Consider the following 24,602-nt stretch of genomic DNA (forward strand, 5'->3'; position numbering starts at 1 on the left):
GTCTTTATTCCTTTATGTTAGTAAAACCTGCACCTATATTCTGAGACGCGTCGGTCAATCCAAGGGGGAGCAACGCTTTGCCAAAAGAGCAGCAGATGTCCGTATCCGTCTGGCGCGGCGGGGCCACAGGCGCATTCCAGTCCTTCGACGTGAAGATGGAGGACAACCAGACCGTCCTCGACGTCGTCGCATGGATCCAGCAATACGCCGACCCGACGCTCAGCTACCGCTATGCGTGCCGTGTAGGCATGTGCGGCTCTTGCGCGATGATGGTGAACGGTGTGCCGCGCTGGACTTGCCGCACCCACGTGAACAAGGTGCTGAAAGACGGCCACATGGAAATTGGCCCTTTGCGCAACCTGCCGGTGATCAAGGACTTGGCCACCGACATGGACCCGTTTTTCGACAAATGGATCGCTGCCGAAGGCCTGCACCACCCGACCCAGACCCGCGACGACCCGATCGAGACCATCGACCCCGCAAACGCAGCCCGCGTCGAGATCAACGCAGGCATCGAGTGCATCAACTGCTCCGTCTGCTACGCCGCCTGTGACACGGTCGCGGGCAATCCCGACTACCTCGGCCCAGCCGCCCTGCAACGGGCGTGGAGCGTTTATAATGACAGCAAAGACGCCAACAAGCAGGCGATCCTTGACGCCGTCTCCGGCGTGGGCGGCTGCCACAACTGCCACAGTCAGGGCAGTTGTGCCGTGCATTGCCCCAACGATCTGAACCCAATGAACGCCATCGCGGGGCTGAAGCGCGAGACCGCCCGCAACTTCTTCAAGAGGCGCACATGACGCTCCGGCTCTACATGGCGCAACGCATCACGGCGCTGGTCATGGCGCCGCTGGTGTTGATGCATATCGCGGTGATGATCTACGCGATACAAGGCGGGCTGTCGTCGGCGGAAATCCTTGGCCGCACCCAAGGCAGCATCCTGTGGTTCGCGTTCTACGGCACCTTCGTTGTCGCCGTGTCGATCCACGCGGCCATCGGGTTGCGCACTGTGCTGTCCGAATGGGCGGGCCTACGCGGCACCGCATTGAACGCGGTCGCATGGGCCATCCTTGCCCTGCTCCTGATCCTCGGGATGCAGGCCGTCTACGGGGTCACCGCGACATGAGACACGGCCACCGCACCCACACGCTTTGGATCGCGTACCTTTTGCACCGCATCTCCGGCGTGGCGCTGGCCTTGTTCCTGCCCGCCCATTTCTGGGTGCTGTCCTACGCGCTCAACGCGCCGCAAAAGCTGGACGGGTTCCTGCACTGGGCGGAAACACCCATCGTCAAACTCGCCGAATTCGGCCTCGTCTTCCTGCTCTCCGTCCACATGCTCGGGGGCCTGCGCCTTATGGCGCTGGAGTTCCTGCCATGGACCTCCGGTCAAAAAACCGCTGCCGCAAGCGCCGTAGCCGCCTCGACATTCCTTGCGGGCATTTTCCTTCTGAGGGCCATCTGATGCAGATCGAGAGACACGACACCGACATCCTGATCCTCGGCACTGGCGGGGCTGGCATGTTCGCTGCACTCCATGCGCAACAAAGTGCACCGGCTGGCACCAAGATCACCATCGCCGTCAAAGGCCTGATCGGCAAATGCGGCTGCACGCGCATGGTTCAAGGCGGCTACAACGTCGCCCTTGGCGGCGGCGACACGGTCGAACGGCATTTCATGGACACCATCCAAGGCGGCAAATGGCTGCCCAACCAAGACATGGCTTGGAAGCTGTGCGAGCAGGCCGTGGTGCGTATCCGCGAGCTGGAAAACGAAATCGGCTGCTTTTTCGACCGCAACCCGGATGGCTCCCTTCACCAAAAGGCCTTCGCGGGCCAGACCGCTGACCGCACGGTGCACAAGGGCGACCTCACGGGCATTGAGATCATCAACCGCCTGATGGAGCAGGTCCTGTCCCGCCCCGTCGAAAAGCTGCAAGAACACCGCGCCATCGGGCTGATCCCGACCAAGGACGGTATCGCTTTGGCGGGTGTTCTGATGATCGACATGCGCACCGGAAAATTCCGCTTCGTGCGCGCCAAAACCGTACTGATGGGCACCGGCGGCGGGCCGACCATGTATAAGTATCATACGCCTTCCGGCGACAAGACGATGGACGGGCTGGCAATGGCCCTGCGTGTGGGTCTGCCCCTGCGCGACATGGAAATGGTGCAGTTTCACCCGACCGGATTGTTGGCGGGTGATCACACCAAGATGACCGGAACCGTGCTGGAAGAAGGCCTGCGCGGCGCAGGCGGGCAGCTGCTCAACGGCGCGGAAAACCGCTTCATGTTCGACTACGACGCCAAGGGCGAGCGCGCCACCCGCGACGTGGTCAGCCGTGGCATCTTCGCCGAGATGCGCAAGTCCAACACCACCGAAAACGGCGGTGTCTATATCTCAATGTCCCACCTCGGCCCCGACAATGTCCGCGCCAAATTCCCCGGAATGGTCAAGCGCTGCGCCGATAGCGGCTTTGATTTGGCCGCAGGCAAGGTGGAGGTGGTCCCAACCGCGCATTACTTCATGGGCGGCGTCGTGGTCGACCCCGACACCCGCACCGCTCTGGAGGGCCTCTATGTGGCCGGCGAGGACGCGGGCGGTGCCCACGGTTCCAACCGCTTGGGCGGCAATGGCGTGGCAAACTCCACCGTCTATGGCGGCGTCGCGGGCGACGTGATGGGCATGGATATTCGCAACATGGGCGCGTTGCGCGATCCCGACGAGGCCGTTCTGGATGCCGAAATCGCCCGCGCCCTCCGTCCGCTGCAAAACAAGATCGCCCCGATCCAGCCCTTACGTGACAAGCTGCAAGAGGCCATGTGGGAAGACGTGGGCGTGATGCGTACCGAAACGGGGATGGAGCGCGGCCTGACCCGCATCGCCGATATTCAGGCGGAACTGCTGGAGGCTGGCGTCGCAGGTGACAACCTCGCCTTCAACCTGACATGGCATGATTGGCTGAACCTCGCCTCGCTGTGCGAAGTCTCCGAGGTCATCACCAAGGCAGGCCTCGCCCGCGAAAACTCCCGAGGCGCTCATTTCCGCGAGGACTTCCCCGAGAGCGGCTCCATGGAAAGCAGCTATTTCACCGTCGCCCGCCAAACAGGCGACACCCTCGACGTCACCCGCGAGGACGTCCAGTTCACCATCGTCAAACCGGGCGAAACCATCCTGCCCGAAGGCGAACCCGTCTCATTAGTGGAGGCCGCAGAATGATCCCCATCGACATCATCCAGAAAACCGCCGAGACCTTGATGGACAAAGCGGCCATCGAAATCCCGCAGGACTATCTCGACGGACTGCAAGCCGCCGCTGACGTCGAGGATGGCGACCTGTCCTCCTTCGTGTTGCAGGCCATGCTGGAAAACTACGAGGCGGCCAAGGAAGACCGCCGCGCCATGTGTGGCGACACCGGCACCCCGCGTTGGTACGTCAAAATGGGCAACGAGACGCAGATCGAAGGCGGCCCCATCGCGCTGGAAGCTGCCCTGCGCCGCGCAACGGCAAACGCCACCAACGGCGTGCCTCTGCGCCCCAACCGGGTGCATCCTTTGTGGCGCACCGACCACGACAACAACGTGGGCATCGGCGCGCCGGAGATCGAGTATGGCTACGAGCCGGGGGGCGAATGGATCGACCTGATTACCGTGCACAAGGGCGGGTTGTTCGGCACCGACTACCGGATGCTGTTCCCGTCCGATGGGATCGAGGGGATCAAGCGGTTCTACCTCGACAGCCTCGTTGCGTTCGGCAAACGCGGCCTCGCCTGCCAGCCTGCCATCATCGGCATCGGGCTTGGTGGCTGCAAGGACACGTGCATGGTCTTGGGCAAACGCGCCGCCTGCCTGCGCACGGTGGGCTCGGAAAATTCCGACCCGAAAATCGCAGCACTTGAGCGGGAATTCAAGGAGATCGGCAACTCTATCGGCATGGGTGCCATGGGCTTCGTCGGCAAATCCATGGTCGTCGATTGCAACATCGAAGTGGGCTACTGCCACACTGGCGGCATGCAAATGTCCGTCCACGCCTTCTGCCTGTCCTCGCGCCGCGCGGTGGCGCGGGTGTTCGCGGATGGGCGGGTGGAATACCGCACCGACCCCAACTGGTTCACCGACTACCAACGCCGCGAAACCGTCGAATGGGACGCCCCCGCGATGGAGGCGGCGGAATGACCCAGCCCCTGTCGGGCATAAGAATTCTCGACCTCACCCATGTGCTGGCGGGACCGTACGCCACGGGCCAACTGGCGCTGATGGGGGCCGAGGTGATCCGCATAGAACGCCCCGGCGGCGACGACTTCGTGCGCGGCCATGGAGGCACGCAAGCGATGCGCGACGCGGGGCTTGGCGCATCGTTCCTAAGCCAGAACTCCGGCAAGAAATCCGTGGTGCTGGACCTGAAAAGCAAAGCCGGACTGGACGCCGCTTTGTCCTTGGTGGCCGAGGCAGACATACTGGTGCAGAACTTCCGCCCCGGCGTGGCGAACCGCCTTGGCCTAGGCTTTGACGCCACCACCATGCGCAAGCCCGACCTGATCTATGCCAGCCTGTCGGGCTACGGCCCCGACGGCCCGCTCGCCTCCCGCCCCGCTTATGACCACATTCTGCAAGGCGTCAGCGGTTTAATGGCGATGACAGGAAGCCCTGAAAGCGGCCCCCTGCGCGTCGGCATCCCGATTGTGGATTACGTCGCGGGGCAGTCCCTTGTCGCCGCCATTCTCGCGGCTCTTCTGCAACGCGCCAGACAACCGCTGAAGCCGCAGGAGTTGCATGTCTCGATGCTCGACGCGATGACCAATCTGATGGGCGCTTACGCGGTAAACCACCAGACCACTGGCGCGTTGCGAGGCCTCGACGGCAACCGCGCGTTCTCGGACTCGCCCTTCTCCGGTCGGTTCGATTGCGCCGAAGGCCAGCTTGTCATCACCGCCAACACCCCTGCGCAAACCAACCGGTTGTGCCTCGCTCTTGGTCACCCCGAACTGGCGCAGGCCGATGCCGAGACGGTCGCGAATACCCTCGCGGAGATTTTCGCCACCCACCCCGCCAGCCACTGGGACACCGTGCTGGCGGAGGCCGATGTCCCCGCCGGCCCCGTCCTTACTTTGGGCGAAGCACTCGCGCATCCGCAGATGCAAAACTCCCCCTGCTGGCACGACCTGCCGGTGCCGGAACTGGACCAAACCGTCCGCGTCCCCGGACTGAGTTTTCGCGCCCCATGGGCACCCAAAACACTCGATCCCGCGCCCACATTCGGGCGCGATACGGATGAAATCACATCACCGGAGGCCGCCCAATGAGCCCGCGTAAAATCCGCCTGAGCACCACGCCCACGCAAGGGGCCCTCGATGATCTGCAACTTGGCGACATCGTCTATCTGGACGGGTTGATGTATACCGCCCGCGAAGGCGTCTACAAGCGCGCGCTGGAGGAAAAAGCCAACATTCCCATGGAATTGCCCCGAGATTCAGCCGCCAACTTCCATTGCTCCCCCGCCGCGCGGATCAACCCTGACGGCTCGTTCGAGATGGGGGCCGTCACCGCCACCGCCTCCTTCCGCTTCGCCAAATGGCTGCCGGAATGGATGGAGAAATCCGGCGCGAAACTTATCATCGGCAAGGGCGGCATGACGTCGAAGGACTACAAGTCCTTCTTCGTCCCCAACGGCGCGATTTATCTGTCCACCGTTGGCTACGGCACCGGCGCGTTGCTGGGCCGCGGGGTCGAGAAAGTGGAGGCCGTTCACTGGAACGAGGAACTGGGCCTCGCCCAAGCTATGTGGGTCATCAAGTGCAACAATATGGGGCCGTTCATTGTGGCCTCTGACAAAAACGGCGACTGCCTGTTCGAGCGTGAAAACGCCAAAATCGCCGAGAACCTGCACCGCGTCTATGAAGGCACCCGTCCCGCGACGCTCAAGCGATACGGCGAGACCGACGACCGCAGCGACGAGGTGATCTAGGCGCGCACTTCCAGCGCCAGCGTCTGGAAGCGCGCCAGCTCCTCCGGCACCTTTTCGACGCCCAACCCCGGCGTGTCCGTGATGGCGAACGCACCGCTCTCCACCAGCGCCCCGTCAAACGCGTCACGCAGAGGGTTGGGATTCACATCGACCTCCAAAAGCCCGTCGCCACCGATGGCCGCCAGCAAATGCCCCGACGCGATCAGCCCGATACCGCCACCAAGGAAGTGCGGGCAGTAGCGCAGGCCCGCGTCACGGGTCTTGCGGGCCACGGCGGCACAGCCGCTCAACCCGCCCCATTTGACGATATCTGGCTGTATCACCGACAGATGCCGCGCGGTGATCGCCGTGTCGAAATCCGTGTGGCCGGTGATGTTTTCGCCGCCTGCCAGCGGGGTCTTGAAAGTGTCCGCCAAAGTCGCCCAGTCCTCTACGGGAAGGTCCGCACGGATAGGCTCTTCCAGCCAACCCAGCCCAACGGCGTCGATCCGGCCTGCAAAAGCCAACGCGTCCGCCACCGACCACGCCTGATTGACGTCGGCCATGAGCGCTTCGCCACCCTGCAAACTGCCAGACAGGTCGCGCAACTGGTCCATGTCACCCGCGCCGAAACCGATCTTCACCTTGAACGCATCATGTCCCGCCGCACGGGCTTGGGCGATAAGTTCCGGTGCAGCACTTATGGCGATGCCGCTGGCGTAGGTCGGGACCCAGTTCGCTGCGTCCGCATTCAGGAACCGCGCCACCGACACCCCCGCCGCGCGGGCGAACATATCGTGCAGCGCAATATCCAGCCCCGCGATGACTTGCCGGAATGGCCCCCATTCGCCCGATTGCAATGCGCGGATGTGGGTCTGCGCGGTCAGGCGCTCGAACAAATCGCCCGCCTGCGCCACTTCCGCCCCCACCACCAAATCGCAAATGTCGCGCACCAATAGCTGCGCGCGATGCTCGGCGGCGGCGGCAGGCCAGTTGGCGAATATCTCGCCCCAGCCGAAGCAGCCGTCCTGATCGGTCAGCTTCACGAATACCGCCGGACGGTCCCGCATGACGCCGAACGACGTGGCCACCGGCACCTTCACCGGCACGCGGTAGCAAAACACCTCGACCCGTTCGATCACATGCGCCATCTAAAACACCTCCCGCGCCAACAAGATCAGCCCCGAGACCAGCATCATAGCGATCAGCAAACGGCGGAACTGGTCGTCGGTCAGCCGTTTGAACACGGATATCCCGATTTGCGCGAAGATCATCGTCACCGGCAGGGCCACCGCAATGTAGGTCAGCGTTTGCGTCGTGTAGGCCCCTTTGAAGGCGAATACCAAGGCGGTCACCCCTAGCACTACGACGTTGAAGGGTTGCAGGACCGCTCGCGTCTCGGATTTGGGCCACGGACGCATGGCGCACCACATGGTTGGCAAAGCCCCCGACAGGGAGGCCGCCCCGCCCAGAATGCCGCCTGCGAAGCCGATCAAACCGTCGACCACGGGCGTCGGGCGTTCCAGCTTTGGCAGGGAAGAGCGCAGCGTGAAAAATCCACCATAAAGGATCAGAAACCCCGCGATGATCAGCTTCAGCATGACCGGCTCCAGCACGGACAGGGCCGCCACGCCCAAAGGCACACCGACCAGTGCGGGCAGCAGAAAACGCGCCAGCCTGCGCGGCTGGTCAAGGATCGAACGGCGCACCAGCCACACCCCTTGCAGGCCGGAGATGACCGACATGATCACCACGACCGACACCGCCTGCGCGGGGGGCATGATCTGCAACCAAAACCCCAAGGCGAACAGCGCCGTGCCGAACCCCGCCAGCCCGTTGATAAAGCCGCCGGATGCCGCCCCAAGGGCGAGGATGACGAAGAAATCCAAAGTCATGGCCCTATCCCGCCCCTTGCGGAAACGGATCGAACCGGCCCACCGCAACCGCGTTTAACAACTCTGCCTCAACCTCTTGCAGCACGCGCAATTTCACCGTGTTGGCCAGCGACATCAGTCCCAATTCCCGCACCGGCGCGTCATCACCCAACGGGATGTGTTTCAACGGCAGCGGGTTCGGCGGCTCCACGCTCCGGCGCGGCACAATCGAGACGCCCAGATCGGCATGCACCATGCTGGAGATGATCTCTAGGTTTTCCAGCTCCATCGTGTCCTTCACCGTGATGTTCTTTTCTTGTAGCCAGTTGTCGATGAAGTCGCTCAGCAACGCCTTGCGGGTGAAGCGGATGTAGGGATGTGTGGCCAGTATCTCGAACGGATCCTTCGAGGTGACATTCAGTGAGGTCAACAGCTCCATCGGCTCCTGACTGATCGGCGCCCAGCGCATATTATGCGGGACCACATGCGGCTTGGTGATCACGGCGGCGTCCAGGACTCCGCGTTCCAGATCAATCAACAGCTCTTTGGTCTGGCCCGGCGTGACGCCAATATGAAGATCGGGAAAGCGCGCCTTGATCGAGGTGATGGCGAAAGGGATCAGGCTGGTCAGCCCCGTCGGCACGCTGCCCAGCGACAGGTTGCCCCGCAACCCGTCATCGCCCAGAACCGAGGGCAGCAGGTTATCATAGGCGGCCACAATCTCGCGGGCGCGTGTGACGATGGCGCGCCCGACCGGTGTCAGCTCCGGCGTGCGGCGCGTGCGATCAAACAGGGTGACGCCCCACCCCGCCTCCAGCGCTTTCATCTGTTGGCTGACGGCGGCATGGGTGACGAACACCGCTTCGCCAGCCGCGCTGAAGGTGCCGTTTTCCTCGACGGCAATTAACGTGCGGAGCATTCGGATGGACATGGATGACGGGCTTTATGTTAGCTTGGCTTTCGGTAATTGTAATCAATTGCCGCTTTATACAAGAATGACTTACCAATAACATTTGTCAAGGATCGACGCTGCCCCTAGCATGTCGATAACATAGGCTGCACACTCATCAGCCAGAAGTTTTTGGGAGGAAACTATGAAATTTGCGAAATTCAGCGCTGTCAGCGCAATGGTAATCGGCCTTGCCACGGCCGCATCCGCCGCGGACTACCCTGAGCGGCCAATCAATATGGTCATTCCTTACGGCGCAGGCGGGGCCACCGATATCTCGGCGCGCACGATTGCGGAGCCTTTGGGCAAAGCCGTCGGCCAGTCGCTGATCATGGCGAACGTCACCGGTGCTGGCGGCGCGACAGGTTCCGTCGCGGTCAAGAACGCCAAGTCGGACGGCTACACCATGCTGTTCGCCCGTGTTGGCTCGCACTCGGTCAACCCGGCGATGAAGGCGACCCTGCCTTATACACTGGACGATTTCCGCTTCGTGACGGTCTACGAAATCAACCCGTTTGCCTGCGCAGTCGAGGCCAATTCCGACATCAATTCTATGGATGACCTGATCGCCAAGGTGGCCGAAGGTGGCGTCAGCTACTCCTCCTCCGGCGTGGGGTCCGGCCTGCACTTGGCGGGCGCTATGGTGCTGGACGAGTTTGGCGTCGAAGACCCGCTCAACGCGGCGACACACATCCCGCAAAAAGGCGGTGGCGCGGCTGTCACAGCGGTGTTGAACGGTACGGCCACCTTCTTGTGCACCAACTCCTCGGCCCTCGCCAGCTTCGTGGCCAACGGCCAGATGAAGCCGTTGATGGTCACCACCAAAGAACCCGTGGTCGGCTTCGACGCGCCAACAGCGGCTGATCTGGGCAAGCCTGCGCTGCACCAGCTTGTCGGCTGGACCGGTATCGCGGGCCCGGCAGATATCTCGGACGAGGTCGCCGGAAAATGGGGCGAGTGGATGGCCGCCGCCGCGGGTGACGAGGAATTCGTCAGCTCGATGGAAGCCCGTGGCTCGATCATCGACGTGATGAGCCCTGAGGACGCCAATGCGTTCATTCAGGAGCAATACACCACATTCCGCGCGCTGGTCGACAAACTGGGTATGCGGATCGAAGGCTAAGGCCTAACGTATGAACGGCGCGCGGGGCTGATGCTCTGTGCGCCGTTTCTTTATTCAGCGAGGCCCGGACATGCAAAACCTCCACCGGCAAACGCTCATCGGATTGTTCGCGGTCGTCGCGGGCCTGTTCCTGATGATCGTGGCGATACCGAACTGGGTGTCCTCGCCCAGCAATGTGCGCAACATCATCCTGTCGCCGGTGTTCTGGCCCTATACCTTGTCCGCCCTCACCATCGTTATCGGTTTGGGGCTGACGATTACGGGGCATTTCTCGTCCGAAGACATGTCCCAAGAGAAAGCCGAAATCCCCGGCGGATATGGCCGCCTAGTCATCATGGCCGTGGTCATGGTGATCTACATGTTCGGCCTGCCGCGCCTTGGTATGGTCTGGACCTCCATGCTGGCCTTCGTCGCCACCGCGTTTCTGGTCCGCACCTCGCATCCCAAAACCGCCGTGATTTGCGCGCTGTGTGTGCCGCTGATCCTCTACGGGTTCTTCGCCCATGTCGCCAGCGTCGCCATCCCGCAAGGTAATTTCGTGAGACTGCCATGAGCCTGATGGACAGCATCCTTGCCGGCCTGTCGCTGGTCGGCAATTTCGAGGCATTCTTTGCCCTGTTCGCAGGTGTCGCCATCGGCACCATCGCAGGCGCAATTCCGGGCATGTCGGCCACCATGGCCGTGGCCCTGACCCTGCCATTCACATTTTCCATGCAGCCGATCATCGCGATCCTGCTGCTGTTGGGCGTCTACAAAGGCGGCATCTTCGGCGGCTCCATTCCCGCGATCCTGATCAAGACACCCGGAACACCCGCTTCCAGCGCCACGGTGCTGGACGGCTACCCGCTGGCCGAAAAAGGTCAGGCGGGCAAGGCGCTTGGCATGGCGCTGTGGGCGTCCTGCACCGCCGATCTGATCTCCAACCTCGCGCTGATCCTTTTCGCGGGCTGGCTCGCCTCCTTCGCGCTGAACTTCGGCCCGCCAGAGTTCTTCACCCTGATCCTGTTCTCGCTGACCATCATCGCCGGTGTGTCCGGTGCCAGCCTTTTGCGCGGCGCGCTCTCAGCAATGCTGGGGCTGTTGCTGGCAACCGTTGGCCTTGATCTGGTCTACGGCACCAACCGCTTCACCTTCGGCGATCCCAGCATGATGGGCGGTCTCAACTTCATCGCGGTCCTGATCGGGCTGTTCGCTATCCCGGAGGTGCTGGCCATGGTCTGGGACCCCAAGCCGCACAAGGGTCAGACCCGCAGTCTGGGCGACAACAAGGTCACGTTCGGGGAATACAAGCGTTGCTTCAAATCCATCGTGCGCGGCAGCTTTATCGGGGTGTTCCTCGGCTCCATCCCCGGCATCGGCGCGGCCCCTTCGGCCTTCCTGTCCTATAGCGAGGCGCGGCGCAAATCGCCCAACCGCGACAATTTCGGCAAGGGCGAGCTGGAAGGTGTCGCCGCCTCCGAGGCGGGCAATAACGGCGTCGCAGGCGCGACCTTGATCCCGCTTCTGGCGCTTGGCGTGCCGGGCGACGTGATCACCGCTATCATCATCGGCGCGTTCATGGTGCACGGGCTGCAACCCGGACCGATGATGTTCATCCTCAACGTGGATATCATATACGGGCTGTTCATCGGCCTGATCGTCAGCTCTGTCTTTCTGTTCTTCATCGGCTCCGTCGCCATTCGCGGCTTCAAATACGTGGCCGACATCCCGCGCGGGGTTCTCTTTCCCGGCGTGCTGGTGCTGTGCGTGTATGGCGTGTTCGCGGTGAACAACAACATCTTCGATGTGGGCGTGATGTTCGTCATGGGCTGGGTCGGCTTCGTGATGCTGCGCAACGACATTCCTGCCGCCCCGTTCCTGATCGCCTTCATCCTCGGACCACTGCTGGAGGACAACTTCCGCCAAGCCATGCTGATGTCCGGCAGCTCCCCCACGATCCTGTTCCGCGGCCCGATCACGTGGTTCTTCTGGGGCCTGACGGTGCTGACCGTCATCGCCATCATCCGCGCAGGCATCCGCGCCACACGCACCTTGAAACGGCGGGCCTAGGCGGCAGACCTTACAAGCGACAGCAATCGGGGCCGCCAGCGCTGTGCCTGACTGTCGTCGCGGGTCAGCATGACCAGATCGCGCGTCAGGCCTTCGAGCGCGTCTTCAACCACATGCACCCGCGCATCGGCATAGCGGCGAATGTCGGGCAGTGGCAAAACGGTGTAGCCGACGCCTTCCTTCACGCATTCCATGCAGGCTTCGATGCTGTCCAGAACCAGCGTATTTTTCGGCGACACCCCTGCCCCCAATGAGGCCGCGATCAGTTTGCCAATACCGGTGCTAGGCCGGAAATGGATGAACGGCATGTCCTGCGACAGATGTTCCACGCGCATATGCGACCGGCCCACAGGCACCGCCAAGCCCATCGGCTCGGACGCGATCAGGTCAGCATGCAGCCCCTGCGCCGCCCCTTCCACCCGCGTGACAATGGCGGCGTCCAACTGGCCTTGCACGACTTGCTCCGTCAACACCTCCGACAGGTTGGAACGGTAGCGGAACGTCGCCCGCGGTTCCCGCTCCCCGGCCAGTGTCACGAATTTCGGCAGGATGCGGGCGCTGGCGGACTGGATGAAGCCCAGCTTGAATGCCCCGCTCAACCCCGCACCCGCAGTGCTGAGATCATGCAAGGCGTCAACGGCACTGATGACCCCCTTCGCCTGTTCCGCCACCTGCCGTCCCAAGGGCGTCAGCCGTGGCGGGCGGAAACTGCGGTCGAACAGCTCCGCGTCCAGCTCGGCTTCCAGCGCTTTCATCTGCATGCTCAGCGCGGACAGCGTCATATTCTGCAACTGCGCCGCCTCGCTGAAGGACTGCACCTGCAAAATTCTGACAAGGGTTTCGAGGGCGCGGGTTTGCATTAATTCAACCTAACTGAACTTACACTTCATTCTTATTCGATTGTTCTGGAGAAGAATAGCCCGCACACTCGCGTTATGAAACATGCATCCTCCTCCGATTCCTATCGTGCCATCGCGCAGGATCTAGCCGCCAAATTCGCGCCGCGCGCCGCGAAGTGGGATCAGGAGCGGATCTATTGCTGGGATAACATCACCGATCTGACCAATGCGGGCCTGATGGGCATGTCCCTGCCCACGCGGTATGGCGGCCAAGGCGCGTCATGGCTGGACACTGTGATCGTTGTCGAAGAACTGGCGAAGGCTTGCACCCTGACCGCCCGTATCGTGGTCGAGGCAAATATGGGCGGGATCAGCGCGATCATGGCCTACGGGACCGAGGCGCAAAAGGAATTCGTCGCGCCTTACGTGCTTGCAGGCGACAAGCCCGCCATCTGCATCAGCGAGCCGGACGCAGGTAGTGCCGCCACCCAGATGACCACCACCGCGCAGCGCGTTGATGGGGGTTATGTGCTGAACGGCACCAAGCACTGGATCACCGGCGGCGGGGTGTCGAAGCTGCATCTGGTCTTTGCCCGCGTGCTGGACGAAGCAGGCGAGGAGCAGGGCATCGGTGGCTTCATCCTGTGCCAAGACCCTGACAACGGGATGGACCACACCGGCTTCACCGTCGTGTCGCGCGAACGCACCATGGGGCTGTGCGGCATGCCGGAAACCACGCTTGCGTTCAAAGACGTGTTCATCAAGGACGCCCATGTGTTGCGCCCGCCGTCGGGTTTCAAACGCGGTTTTGCCGACCTGATGAACGCATATAACAGCCAGCGCGTGGGCGCGGGCACCATCGCCATGGGCGTCGCGGCGGGGGCTTTGGAACACGCCAAGCGCTACCTGCTGGAGCGCGAGCAGTTCGGTCGCCCGCTGGCGGAGTTCCAAGGGCTGCAATGGATGCTGGCGGATATGGACACGTCCGTCCACGCGTCGCGGTTGATGCTGCACGAGGCGGCGCAATCGCGTGGCCCGAACGGGTCGAGCTTTCCCGACATCGCCATGGCCGCGCGGGCCAAACTGTTCGCTTCCGAGGCGGCGATCAAGGTGGTCAACGACGCGTTGCAAATGTTCGGCGCACGGGGCTACGGCAGCGAGGAGCCGCTGGAGCGGATGTATCGCGACGTGCGCATGTTCACCATCGGCGGCGGCACTGCACAGATCCTGCGCACGCAGGTGGCGGGCAGCATCTTGGGCATCCGCACGCCGCAAACGCGCGGCGGTTACTGAGCCTTTTTGATAACCGGATAGGCGGCGCGAAACTTCTCGTAGGCCGCGTCATACTCCGTCTGCAACGCACGGTCCGGCTGGATCACTTCGCTGATTTCCGGCGTGGTCATGATCTGGTCCAGCGGCATCCCTGTCGCCGCCATCCCCAATCGTGCGGCCCCCAGCGCCGCCCCGAACTCGCCGCCCGCTGGCAGCGCCAACGGCACGCCCAGCACGGTCGCGATCAGGTGCAACCAATAGCGCGAGCCGGTGCCGCCGCCGATGGCGATCAGTTGTTCCAGATTAGCCCCCGTGGATTTCAACGCCTCGAAACTGTCACGCAGCCCGAACGCCACGCCTTCCAGCACCGCGCGGGTCATGTCATCGCGCGTGGTTCCTGCGGACAGCCCTGTAAAGCTGCCGCGAATGTTGGCGTCGTTATGCGGCGTGCGCTCGCCGGACAGATACGGCAGGAAGCGCACGGAACCGGGCCTTTGCAAGTCCTCACCCAAACCCGCCGTCAACTCTTTTGGAGAAGTTCCGGTGATCCGCGCCAGCCAGTTCAGGCTGTCGGTGGCCGACAACATCACCCCCATCTGATACCAACGATCCGGCACAGCATGGCAGAACGTATGCAACGCGGTGTCCGGCGCGGAGCGGTAGCCGGCCCGCGCGGCGAGCACCACGCCGGAGGTGCCAAGGGATACAAACCCCTGCCCCTCGTCCATCGCCCCGATCCCGCAAGCGGCAGCGGCGTTGTCGCCCGCGCCGCCCGCAATGGTCACGTCCGACACGCCCCATTTCGCTGAAAGATCGCCGCGCAGCAGTCCTGCCGCCTCCGACCCTTCGACAAGCCTTGGCATCTGGTCGCGGCGCATGTGGCCGACCTTCAGCAGGTGATCCGACCAGTCGCGTTTGCCCACATCCAGCCACGCGGTGCCCGCGCTGTCTGACATGTCGGCCACGTAGTCTCCGGTCAGGTAGTAGTTGAGGTAGGCCGCGGGCAGCAGCACGCGGGCGGTCTTGGCGAAGACCTCCGGCTCACGGATGCGGACCCAGTCGAGCTTAGGGGCGGTAAAGCCCGGAAAGACGATATTGCCCGACAACTCGCGCACCTTGCCGGTGCCATCCAGCCGCGCGGCCTCCGCCGACGCGCGAGTGTCGTTCCACAAGATGCACGGGCGCAGCACGGAGCCCGCATCGTCCAGCAAGGTCGCGCCATGCATATGCCCCGCCACGCCAATGCCTTTAAGGTTCGCAAATTCCGGGTGCGCTGCGCGCATGTCCTCTACAGCGCCTTCAAGGGCTCTGACCCAGTCGGCGGGATCCTGTTCGGACCAGCCGGATTGCGGATGGGACACGTCGTAGTGACGCTCGGTCGCTCCGATGACATGCCCGTCCGCATCGACAAGCAAAGCACGCAGGCCGGATGTCCCTAGGTCAATTCCAAGAAACGTCATGTCGTCACCTTTCATATGCCCATTGCAGGCATCGCTTAGACGTCTTTTGTAGATGATCCTTGAAATCATTCAACGACTGAAAAAACAGCGCAATAGCCCCGATTGGGTGTCGATAGTTCAACAAAATAAGTACTTGCGTCACGTTCGGGAGGTTTGGAGCGGGCGGCGGGAATCGAACCCGCATCTTCAGTTTGGAAAACTGAGGTCTTAACCATTACACAACGCCCGCACTCAACACTCGAAATAGGCGATAGCGAATGGATGGTCAAGAAGCCACCCGTGCGCTGTTCGAAGTTTTGGGCAGGAGGCAGAAGAGCAAATCACCGACTTCGACCAGCCTCGCTACGGCCTATAGACATAATCCGCGTTGACACATCTCGGGGGCATGGGAGTTCGGCATATATCCGCTGCCCACAAGCAGCCGCCCGCTCAAAATTTTGGCGATGAAAATCTTCCTATCGGCAAGGCAATTTTGCCCTTTTAACAAGCAGAAGACGACAAAATTTTAACATATTTTGCCACCATAAATCTGCCTCTACTAGGAGATCGCCATTATGGTTACGAAGACTGAAGCAATTTCTGCATTAACAAATGAACTGTCTGTCAGCTCGTATTCCGGCCAGGCCTTCGAGAACAACATCGACACCATCGAGTTTGGAAGCTTCGAGTATCTGTCAACGCCATCCGATGCATTGGCATACGCCACAGCATCGGGCAACGGTGTCTTATTTGATTTTGGCAATGACGATACCTTACTGGTGCAAAACGTCACGAAGGTCCAATTGACTAACGATATCGACATCATGTGATCTGAGGCAACTTAGTTGCAGCGCTGAGCATACACCGAGCAAAATTTACAGCCTCGGGTTTTGCGCCAAAACTCGCCGCTGTCGCCAATTCTACATTGTGAGGTTGCACACTGCTTATTGGCCTCACAGAACTGCGACTGTTTAGCTGCTGGCTTTGAAGGCGACTTGGGTTTCGCGGCAGTCGGCTTGGGTGCAGCAACCTTGGGTCGCGCAACAGCTTTGGTTCTGGTTGGTGTCGCATTTTTGCGCGATGCGCGGGCGGTCTGTTTGGAGCGCCAAGTCGTCAAGTCAGCATCTGTTACTTGGTCTCGCAACGCGGACAGCACGGCCCGAGTGGCCTGCCCTGTTACCGGCAGTTTCTTGGCCTTTTCGTAATCGCGGATTGCGGCTTCGGTGCGCCGGCCAGCAATGCCATCTGCTGGCCCCAATGCGTGTCCAAGTGCCGACAGGCGTTCTTGTAGTTCGACCATTTCACTGCGGGTAAACCCATCTTCAATATCTGGTTCTGAAACGGTGTTGTCACGAGCGACCTTGGCGGGAGGGTCCCGCAGTTGCGGTACAGTCCCACCTGCCTGTTTGATCCGTGCGCGGGCCAGTTCAGCAAAGAACCCGTCGGGGTATATCTCCAGATAAGTTTGCAAATCCGATGTCTGAAAACTATCTGAAATGGACTTCCAAAAGACGATTTCGCCGGCACTTGCATTTGGAACGTCTTCTATAGCGCGGTCGGTCACAATAAATTCAGGCGCAACGGGTGAAAGGCTGCGGGTGTCGTTCAGGAAAATCTGTTCCGCCGGCAAAGCCCCGTATACGGCTGGCTCTTGTAGACCACCGGTTAACTGAAGGACATCCTCGCGGACCTTACGCATCATCAAGCCAACTTCGAGATTGGGCTGGCCTAGAGCCGCGACAAGGGCGTTGGCGTAGGGGCTGTTTCGACCCGTTCCGTCGGCAGCAGTCGTGCCTTCCTTTGCCGCAAAGGCGACAAGCGTATTTTTTGTTGGTTCGACGGATGATAATCCGTGGCCAATTGACCGACTTGCGGTGCTCCTGCTCATAGACGCGGCAAATGGATTATTGCGACAAGCATCAACGATGACCATGCTCAGTTGCTTTGCGCCGCTGGCAGAAAATATCATAGTTTCAAGCTTCACAGCTTCGAAATTGACGTCCGAGTCTGTTTCCAGCACAGCATCCACCGGAAGGAGATAATTCTGGCGATCAATCTCGATGCCGTGGCCCGCGAAGTAAACGAGGGCAATCTCGGCTCTGCTGGCGCGGCGCCGGAAATCACGCAGCGTATTGAGCATTGATCCTTGTGTTTGATCAGTATGAAGCAATACCTCAAACCCCACCGCGGTGAGCGCGGCTGCCAAGTCTGCCGAGTCATTGGGAGGGTTTTTAAGTTCTGCTACATTTTCATAAGCCCCGTTTCCAATGACCAGTGCAACGCGTTCCACCCCGCTCTCCTGCGCTTGGAGCGGGGACATCAATAGCAGTGTCGAAGTAGCGATCAGAAGCACCCGGGCGAACAAGTTCCAAATGTTGGCAGGCGACGTCGCTTCCAATCTCAGGGCTAAACTGTTCATCATCCGCTTGTAACATGTCGACCCTTACGTAAACAACCACCTGCACTTGAGGATTCGACCTCACAAGCCCCCTGCAGTTTCCCGTGCTTTGTGCAGTCCCATGAATATCCTTGCTAACCGTTGGTTTTTTATAGACACGTCTTGGCAAGTTGCTTTTGCAAGCGTATGCAGAAATGATGTAGACAGCTACTACTACGGGTAAAATTATGAATAACTTCCAAAGCGAGAAGGCTGCTGTGCTAGCATATCACGCTGCGATCGACGGTGACCAAGACGGTTTATCTGCGGCCCTAACGCGCCATACAAGCGATGATTACCAATGGCGCGGTTATCACCCATTTGGTGAACTCAGCGGAGCAGATGCGGTCGCCAGCACCTTCTGGAAGCCTCTGCGCAAAGCCTTAATGTCTATGCAACGACGCGAGGATGTTTTCTTTGCAGGCGCAAACCACGTTGATGGAAAGCAAGGAGTTTGGGTCGTTTCCATGGGGCACCTGATGGGGCTTTTCGATGCGCCGTGGCTGGGGATCAGGCCCACCGGAAAAATGGCGTTCTTACGCTATTGCGAATTCAATCGCGTCGAAGACGGGAAAGTGGCCGAGACTGCGATGTATTTCGATATCCCTCACTTGATGGTGCAAGCGGGCCAGAACCCCTTCCCTCCGCAGACTGCGGCGCATCTGGTGCAACCCGGACCGATGACACATGACGGGTTGCTTCGCGACCAGCAGCCCGCTGAAGATGGTCAGGCGACCATCGATCTTATTCACCGAATGATCAACGACATAGGGCAATGGAACAGCGGCCTGCCCCTTGTCGACGAAATACGCCAAACTTGGGCGGAGGATATGATCTGGTGGGGGCCAGAAGGCATCGGCGCGACCTACACTATTGAGCGGTACGCCAAGCAGCACTCCGCACCTTTTCGGGCAAGCTTCGCTGACCGGTCCAAAACAAACCACATCGCACGGGTGGCAGAAGGAAATTACGGTGGCTTCTTTGGGTGGCCCAATTTCTCTGCACGCCCCACCGGTGGATTTATGGGAATGCCGGCAACTGGAGTTTCCGGTGAGTTCCGTGTGATCGACATATATCGCCGGTCTGGTGACAAGCTCGCAGAGAACTGGATTTTCATTGATCTGCTGCATTTTTGGAAATGCCAAGGTGTAGATATTTTAGCGCGCATACAGGAAAATGTTTGTGATAGCTGATCCTGTTTTGCGGATCAGCCGTCAAAACACAAAATGGGTGATACTTTAGCTTCCTAAGTTCTTGTGTTTGTCATCGCCGCAACCGGGCAATCTGACCGAACCGCAATCACAGTGACCAATCGTGAGGCATGACTGGCGTCAGTGAGAGCAATTTCTTGGTGTAGTCTGCCTCTGGGGTTTCGAAGACTTGTTCCGACGCGCCCTTTTCCTGAATTCTTCCATTTCGCAAAACAACGATATCATCGGCCATTTGCCGTACAACCGACAGGTTGTGGCTAATAAACAGGACAGTCAGCCCAAACGCCGCTTGCAGATCCTTTAGCAGGTTCAAAAGCTGGGCTTGAATTGAAACATCAAGAGCAGATGTCGGCTCGTCGCAGATCAAAATCGTGGGGCGTGCCAGTAACGCGCGCGCGACAGCTATCCGCTGGCGCTGGCCGCCCGAAAACTGATGCGGGTACTTATCGATAGCATCAGGGTCCATACCAACGAGGCTCAGCATATCAATGCACAAGTCGCGCCGTTCGTCGCTGTCATTGACCAGACCGTAAAGCCACAGCGGCTCCGCGAGGATAGTGCCGATGCGGTGGCGTGAGTTAAGCGACGAGAACGGATCCTGAAACACCATCTGGATCAACTGTCGTGATGGGTGGTGGCGTGACCGGGTCTTCCCCCCTGGAAGAGGCGAGCCACCCAAGGTCATTCCGCCGCTGGAAGGCGTGATCAGCCCTGTCAGCGTTTTGGCGAGCGTCGATTTCCCTGAACCGCTCTCCCCGACGATGCCCATGACTGAGCCCGGCTGAACGTCGAAACTGATGTCATCAAGCGCAACAAATGGCTTGGGTTTGTGCCAGATTGACGTGCGGGTGCCGGGGAATTCTACGGTGATGTTTTGCAACGAGAGGCCAACCGCCTGTTGTCGAACGCCTTCCAGCAGCCACGCCTCCGCGGCATCACCTTTGCCCGGACCTGACGCCGCCAGCCCGTCGTCTTCTTCGGGCACGCGAAAGCGGGTGATTTTGCGGTCCAAGGGAGGCACCGCATCCATCAATTGTTTGGTATAGGCATGTTTAGGGTGCCCCAAGACCTGCGCAGTTGCACCGCTTTCGATCAGCTTGCCGTATCGCATTACGGTAACTGTGTCGGCAATTTGCGCGATTACACCAATGTCATGAGTGATCAGGATAAAACCAACCTTGCGTATATCTGCCAGTCGCCTGATCAGATCCAATACCTGTGATTGCACCGCCACATCCAGCGCGGTGGTAGGCTCGTCTGCGATGATCAGCTCGGGGTTCGTACATAGAGCCAAAGCGATCACGACGCGTTGGCGCATGCCACCCGAAAACTGATGTGGGTAGGCTTGCATGCGCGATGCAGCATCTTCGATCCCCATTTCTTCCAGCAGATCAATAGCGCGCTTCTTTGCGTCGTTTGACGGAATATCTTCATGCGCCAAAATCGTCTCAACCAGCTGATCCTCAATTTTCATCAAAGGATTGAGGCTGGTTTGCGGGTCTTGAAAAATCATAGAAATACGCTTGCCGCGCAGCGCATGTGCCTCAAAGCGGTCAAGGGCGCGCAGGTCGGTGTCACCCAGCATTAAGTCACCGTTGGCAATATAGCCCGGCTGTTGCAGCAGCCCAATGATTGCAGCCCCCACGGTGGACTTCCCCGCGCCACTTTCACCTACCAAGCCGTGGATTTCTCCGGGCGCAATACTCAGCGACATATCCTCGACCGCCGTCACATCGCCAAAGCGCGACGGGAATTTAACGGTGAGGTGTTCGACCCGCAACATCAACGCAACCTCGGGTTGAAGACATCGCGCAGGAAGTCACCAAGGACGTTGATCGACACCACGAGCGCCACGAGGAACAGCGTCGGAATCCACAATATCCACCATTCCCCCGACAGCAGAAACTGCATGCCGATCCGGATCAGCGTGCCCAAGGATGGACTATCCGCCGGCAGCCCTATCCCAAGGAAAGACAGCGTGGCTTCCAGTAAAATTGCGGAGGCCAAATCAACTGTCATGATCACCAATAGTGGCCCAAGGATGTTGGGCAAGATATGCACGAACATCACCCGCAACGGGTGTTGGCCTTGCATGACGGCGGCTTGTACGTATTCCTTGTTCATCTGCACAAATGTTGACGCACGCGCGGTGCGGGCAAAATTCACCCAAAGCGACAGTGCAATCGCAACTATCAATACCGTAACGCGCAGATTTTGCTGCATGTCAGGCGGCAAAATCCCTCGCGCGATGCCATCAATAAGAAGTGCAGTCAGAATTGCGGGTAAGGCGAGCTGGATATCGGCAATACGCATGATCACAGCATCAAACCTGCCACCAAAATATCCGGCAACGAGACCCAATCCTACCCCTAGAAATGTAGCGATCGTCATGGCCGAAATGCCAATGATCAACGACAGGCGCGCGCCATAAAGGATCGACGAGATCATGTCCCGCCCTTGATCATCTGTCCCTAGTAGAAACTTCTCGTTTCCAAACTCCTCCCACACGGGCGGCAGTAGCCCGTCCATCAAAGAGAACGACGCCAAATCATATGGGTTCACCAACGCGATCCACGGCGCAAATACCGCCCCTAGAATGATCGCGACCGCCACGATAGCTGCTAGCATGACAAAAGGAGAACGGGTGAATAGCCAAAGCCCCTCGTGCCGCTTTATGAATGCCAGCATTACGAAACGTCCCTTATGCGTAGCCGCGGATCAATGGCGACGTAAAGAAGGTCCACAATAAGGTTCACGACGACGAAAAAGAACGCGATCACTACCAGATAAACGCCCATAACGGGGATATCGACAAACCGGATCGATTCCAGAAACAGCAGCCCCATTCCGGGCCACTGAAAGACGCTTTCCGTGACGATGGAAAAGGCGATCACGCCGCCAAATTGTAGCCCGATGATCGTAATCACAGGCACCATAGTGTTCGCAAGCGCGTGCCTAAAATACAGTCGACGCATAGGTACGCCGCGTGCCGTGGCAAAGCGGATATAATCCGACCGCATCACTTCCATCATCTCCGCACGCACCAGCCGCATGGTCAGCGTCAACTGATACACGCCCAACGTAAACGCAGGCAGGATCAGTGCACGCCAACCGTCGACCGTTAGAAAGGATGTCTCCCAACCGCCCAATTTCACGGTGCCGCCGCGCCCAAAGGTGGGCAGCCAGCCTAGCTGCACGCCAAAGAAGAAAATCAACATGATACCAATGACAAATGTAGGGATAGAAACGCCTACCAATGTCGCCATCAAGATCGCTTGTGTTGCGAACCCACGCGGGCGAAGCGCGGTATAGACACCCGCTGGAATACCCACGAAGAGCGAGATCAAAAGCGCTACCACGCCAAGCTCCAGCGTTGCCGGAATACGCGTGGCAATCATTTCGGCCACGGGTTGGCGTGTGCGGTAAGAGAAGCCGAAATCGCCCTTCAACATGTCGCCGGTGAAGCGTGCGAATTGCAGGGCGAAGGAGTCGTTTAGACCCAATTCCTCGCGCAGACGTTCTTGATCTGCCACCGACGTCTCAACGCCCGTCATCTGCGTAATAGGGTCGCCTACAAAGCGGAACAAGGAGAAGGCCAGAAAGGCAACGGCCAGCATAACAAAGACCGACTGAACCAGCCGCTTTGCGATGAAATATGCCACTGCCTTTCTACTTTTCTTTTGCCCCTAGTTCACAGTGACCCAGCGAAGCATGAAGAAGTTATCTGCCCGTTGTGTCAGGTCGATATTGTCCTTTGCAGCCCAGATAAGCGGTTGGGTGTAGAGCGGAATATAAGCCACCTCATCCTGAGTGATGGACACAACCTCATCGACCAAAGCTTGGCGCGCCTCAGGATCAATCTCTTGTTGGATCATCGGCAATAGTTCATCCACACGCGCGTTGGAGTAGTTGCCGAAATTCCATGACCCCAACTTCCGCTCGTCATCCTGACTGTGCATCAAGAAGCGGATCGGATGCTCCATGTCAAAGGTGCCCGGCGACCAACCAAGCAAGTACATGTCAAAATCATCTTCGCGCAATTGTGGCCAGTAGTCGCGAACGGGACCGGTCGACAGCTCTGCCTTGAGACCCACAGCGGCGAACATCGACGCTGCAGCACGGCACAGCGCCTCATCGTTGATGTAGCGGTCGTTGGTGCATTTCAGCCCGAAGCTGAAGCCATCGGGGTATCCAGCCTCGGCCAGTAGCGCCTTGGCTTTGGCCGGATCAAATTCCGGTCGGTCCGAATTGGCTTCCGAATACCCGGAGATGCCAGCGGGAACCAACTGGCTCGCCGCTTCGATTTTGCCGCGAAACAGAACCCGATCAATGGACGCCATATCAATTGCATGGGCCGCCGCCAGACGGACACGCGGGTCGGTGAACGGGTTCACGTCGGTGACGTCTGAAGAGTACAGCAGCTTGTCATGCTCATGTCCGAAGCCGAACATGATGACGCGGGTCTCCTCGCCTTCGAGCACCTTAAAGCCGTCACGGCTCTCGACTTGGGCCACGTCTTGCAACGGGATCGGCTGGATGAAGTCGATTTCACCCGACAAAAGTGCGGCCAGACCGGTGGCCGCGTTGCCGATTGGGGTGAACGTCGCCTCGGTCACGTTATGGGCTGCCTCATCCCACCATCCGGCATGCGGTGCCAGCACGGTTTTCACGCCCGGATCTCGGGTGGCCACGGTAAACGGGCCGGTGCCGTTAACATTCAGCGTAGCGAAGTTCTCCGCATCACGAGCGGGCAAAGCAGCATCGTTAGATGTCGCCCAGTCTTTGTCGAGGATCATGAAGTTCGCGATTGAAGACGGGAATAAAGGGTTTGGCGCAGAGGTCACAAAATCAATGGTAAACTCATCAACGACACGGACTTGGGTCACAGGAGCAAACCACGAGCGCACGTCCGCTGCCTCGTTAGAGGCGCGCTCATACGAGAACATCACATCCTCGGCGGTAAACGCCGAGCCATCTTGAAAGGTTACACCTTGGCGCAAGTTAAACCGCCAACCGTTTTCCCCGCCGAGTGGCTCCCAAGATGTGGCCAGCGATGGCTCAATCGACATATCCCGGCCTCGGCGCACGAGGCCCTCATAGATGTTGTTCAAGAACGATAGTACCGGCGCCGAGTTAACCGCATGAGGGTCCATCGTTTGCGGATCGGTGGTGGAGGCCCACTTGAAGGCTTCGGCTTGCGCACTCAGCGCGGTCAGCGACAATGCCCCGCCAAGCAATAGTGATTTCCCTATGGTACTTCTCATAACGCTCTCCTGAATGATAATAGCGCGCAAGCCTGCGCTTTATCTACAATACGTCAAGGACGATTAGGATTCTGACGATAAGTTGAAGTGATCAAATTCTGAAATTTGGCCACGGCTCTGCCAGTTAACAGACGCGGCCTCGGTGATCGAAACACCGCGCAAAGCTAGGCTGTCATGACATCGGACGTGATTAGCCCGCGATT

Annotated in this window: 23 protein-coding genes and 1 tRNA gene; 13 read left to right on the top strand and 11 right to left on the bottom strand. The window is 59.7% G+C overall.

Annotated elements, in window-relative coordinates:
- Positions 1–95: 95 nt before the first annotated feature.
- The 7 genes from BCF46_RS06720 to BCF46_RS06750 are packed head-to-tail and all read left to right on the top strand — an operon-like array spanning position 96 to position 5,963.
- Positions 96–800 carry a succinate dehydrogenase/fumarate reductase iron-sulfur subunit gene (locus BCF46_RS06720; protein ID WP_121022943.1) on the top strand — a complete coding sequence of 235 codons (705 nt, stop codon included), beginning with the start codon at positions 96–98 and terminating at the stop codon, positions 798–800.
- Positions 797–1,126 (top strand): succinate dehydrogenase, encoded by a 330-nt coding sequence (locus BCF46_RS06725; protein WP_121022944.1) that lies wholly within the window; start codon positions 797–799, stop codon positions 1,124–1,126. Before BCF46_RS06720 ends, BCF46_RS06725 begins: the two co-directional genes overlap by 4 nt.
- Positions 1,123–1,464 (top strand): succinate dehydrogenase, cytochrome b556 subunit, encoded by a 342-nt coding sequence (sdhC, locus tag BCF46_RS06730; protein WP_121022945.1) that lies wholly within the window; start codon positions 1,123–1,125, stop codon positions 1,462–1,464. Before BCF46_RS06725 ends, sdhC begins: the two co-directional genes overlap by 4 nt.
- Positions 1,464–3,218: an L-aspartate oxidase gene (locus BCF46_RS06735; protein ID WP_121022946.1), complete on the top strand. Its 1,755-nt coding sequence runs from the start codon at positions 1,464–1,466 to the stop codon at positions 3,216–3,218. Before sdhC ends, BCF46_RS06735 begins: the two co-directional genes overlap by 1 nt.
- Positions 3,215–4,174 carry a fumarate hydratase gene (locus tag BCF46_RS06740; protein WP_121022947.1) on the top strand — a complete coding sequence of 320 codons (960 nt, stop codon included), beginning with the start codon at positions 3,215–3,217 and terminating at the stop codon, positions 4,172–4,174. The genes BCF46_RS06735 and BCF46_RS06740 overlap by 4 nt, the downstream gene beginning before the upstream one ends.
- Complete coding sequence (locus tag BCF46_RS06745; protein ID WP_170157879.1) at positions 4,171–5,301, top strand: CaiB/BaiF CoA transferase family protein; 1,131 nt, start codon at positions 4,171–4,173, stop codon at positions 5,299–5,301. The genes BCF46_RS06740 and BCF46_RS06745 overlap by 4 nt, the downstream gene beginning before the upstream one ends.
- On the top strand, positions 5,298–5,963 hold the full coding sequence (locus BCF46_RS06750) for a fumarate hydratase C-terminal domain-containing protein (protein ID WP_121022949.1): 666 nt from the start codon (positions 5,298–5,300) through the stop codon (positions 5,961–5,963). Before BCF46_RS06745 ends, BCF46_RS06750 begins: the two co-directional genes overlap by 4 nt.
- On the opposite strand, the gene BCF46_RS06755 is transcribed toward BCF46_RS06750, so the two are convergent.
- Genes BCF46_RS06755 through BCF46_RS06765 form a run of 3 tightly spaced genes read right to left on the bottom strand, consistent with a single transcriptional unit; the run spans position 5,960 to position 8,735 of the window.
- Complete coding sequence (locus BCF46_RS06755) at positions 5,960–7,093, bottom strand: mandelate racemase/muconate lactonizing enzyme family protein (RefSeq protein ID WP_121022950.1); 1,134 nt, start codon at positions 7,091–7,093, stop codon at positions 5,960–5,962. The two genes, BCF46_RS06750 and BCF46_RS06755, sit on opposite strands and share 4 nt — an antisense overlap.
- Positions 7,094–7,837 (bottom strand): sulfite exporter TauE/SafE family protein, encoded by a 744-nt coding sequence (locus BCF46_RS06760; protein WP_121022951.1) that lies wholly within the window; start codon positions 7,835–7,837, stop codon positions 7,094–7,096.
- Between the two features lie 4 nt (positions 7,838–7,841).
- Positions 7,842–8,735, bottom strand: a complete 894-nt coding sequence (locus BCF46_RS06765) for a LysR family transcriptional regulator (RefSeq protein ID WP_342768416.1) — start codon at positions 8,733–8,735, stop codon at positions 7,842–7,844.
- 175 nt (positions 8,736–8,910) lie between these two features.
- Here BCF46_RS06765 and BCF46_RS06770 point away from each other — a divergent pair, with 175 nt between their 5' ends.
- The 3 genes from BCF46_RS06770 to BCF46_RS06780 all read left to right on the top strand — a co-directional run bounded on the left by BCF46_RS06770 (position 8,911) and on the right by BCF46_RS06780 (position 11,937).
- Positions 8,911–9,888, top strand: a complete 978-nt coding sequence (locus BCF46_RS06770) for a Bug family tripartite tricarboxylate transporter substrate binding protein (RefSeq protein ID WP_121022953.1) — start codon at positions 8,911–8,913, stop codon at positions 9,886–9,888.
- Between the two features lie 70 nt (positions 9,889–9,958).
- The gene (locus BCF46_RS06775; RefSeq protein ID WP_121022954.1) at positions 9,959–10,441 is read left to right on the top strand and encodes a tripartite tricarboxylate transporter TctB family protein; all 483 of its coding nucleotides are present in this window, start codon (positions 9,959–9,961) and stop codon (positions 10,439–10,441) included.
- Complete coding sequence (locus tag BCF46_RS06780) at positions 10,438–11,937, top strand: tripartite tricarboxylate transporter permease (protein ID WP_121022955.1); 1,500 nt, start codon at positions 10,438–10,440, stop codon at positions 11,935–11,937. The genes BCF46_RS06775 and BCF46_RS06780 overlap by 4 nt, the downstream gene beginning before the upstream one ends.
- Here the strand turns inward: BCF46_RS06780 and BCF46_RS06785 are convergent.
- On the bottom strand, positions 11,934–12,797 hold the full coding sequence (locus BCF46_RS06785; protein ID WP_121022956.1) for a LysR family transcriptional regulator: 864 nt from the start codon (positions 12,795–12,797) through the stop codon (positions 11,934–11,936). The two genes, BCF46_RS06780 and BCF46_RS06785, sit on opposite strands and share 4 nt — an antisense overlap.
- A gap of 75 nt (positions 12,798–12,872) precedes the next feature.
- Between BCF46_RS06785 and acdA the strand changes: the two genes are divergently transcribed.
- Positions 12,873–14,069, top strand: a complete 1,197-nt coding sequence (gene acdA, locus BCF46_RS06790) for a 3-sulfinopropanoyl-CoA desulfinase (protein ID WP_121022957.1) — start codon at positions 12,873–12,875, stop codon at positions 14,067–14,069.
- Here acdA and xylB read toward each other — a convergent pair.
- Both xylB and BCF46_RS06800 read right to left on the bottom strand, forming a co-directional pair.
- Positions 14,063–15,508, bottom strand: a complete 1,446-nt coding sequence (gene xylB, locus BCF46_RS06795; protein ID WP_121023284.1) for a xylulokinase — start codon at positions 15,506–15,508, stop codon at positions 14,063–14,065. The genes acdA and xylB overlap by 7 nt on opposite strands.
- A gap of 154 nt (positions 15,509–15,662) precedes the next feature.
- Positions 15,663–15,737: transfer RNA gene (locus BCF46_RS06800), tRNA-Gly, on the bottom strand.
- A gap of 325 nt (positions 15,738–16,062) precedes the next feature.
- Here BCF46_RS06800 and BCF46_RS06805 point away from each other — a divergent pair.
- Positions 16,063–16,317 (top strand): hypothetical protein, encoded by a 255-nt coding sequence (locus tag BCF46_RS06805; RefSeq protein ID WP_121022958.1) that lies wholly within the window; start codon positions 16,063–16,065, stop codon positions 16,315–16,317.
- Positions 16,318–16,328: 11 nt separating this feature from the next.
- On the opposite strand, the gene BCF46_RS06810 is transcribed toward BCF46_RS06805, so the two are convergent.
- On the bottom strand, positions 16,329–17,777 hold the full coding sequence (locus BCF46_RS06810; RefSeq protein WP_170157880.1) for a caspase family protein: 1,449 nt from the start codon (positions 17,775–17,777) through the stop codon (positions 16,329–16,331).
- A gap of 335 nt (positions 17,778–18,112) precedes the next feature.
- Between BCF46_RS06810 and BCF46_RS06815 the strand changes: the two genes are divergently transcribed.
- The gene (locus BCF46_RS06815; protein WP_121022960.1) at positions 18,113–19,117 is read left to right on the top strand and encodes a nuclear transport factor 2 family protein; all 1,005 of its coding nucleotides are present in this window, start codon (positions 18,113–18,115) and stop codon (positions 19,115–19,117) included.
- Positions 19,118–19,223: 106 nt separating this feature from the next.
- On the opposite strand, the gene BCF46_RS06820 is transcribed toward BCF46_RS06815, so the two are convergent.
- From BCF46_RS06820 to BCF46_RS06835, 4 genes are read right to left on the bottom strand one after another with little or no spacing between them, the layout of a single operon-like run.
- Positions 19,224–20,918, bottom strand: a complete 1,695-nt coding sequence (locus BCF46_RS06820) for a dipeptide ABC transporter ATP-binding protein (RefSeq protein WP_121022961.1) — start codon at positions 20,916–20,918, stop codon at positions 19,224–19,226.
- On the bottom strand, positions 20,918–21,823 hold the full coding sequence (locus BCF46_RS06825) for an ABC transporter permease (RefSeq protein ID WP_121022962.1): 906 nt from the start codon (positions 21,821–21,823) through the stop codon (positions 20,918–20,920). The genes BCF46_RS06820 and BCF46_RS06825 overlap by 1 nt, the downstream gene beginning before the upstream one ends.
- Positions 21,823–22,797, bottom strand: coding sequence for an ABC transporter permease (locus BCF46_RS06830; protein WP_121022963.1), 975 nt, complete (start codon positions 22,795–22,797; stop codon positions 21,823–21,825). Before BCF46_RS06830 ends, BCF46_RS06825 begins: the two co-directional genes overlap by 1 nt.
- Before the next feature lie 24 nt (positions 22,798–22,821).
- Positions 22,822–24,399, bottom strand: coding sequence for an ABC transporter substrate-binding protein (locus tag BCF46_RS06835; protein ID WP_121022964.1), 1,578 nt, complete (start codon positions 24,397–24,399; stop codon positions 22,822–22,824).
- Positions 24,400–24,602: the final 203 nt, after the last annotated feature.

The sequence above is a fragment of the Litoreibacter meonggei genome (assembly GCF_003663885.1).
Classification (GTDB): Bacteria; Pseudomonadota; Alphaproteobacteria; order Rhodobacterales; family Rhodobacteraceae; genus Litoreibacter; species Litoreibacter meonggei.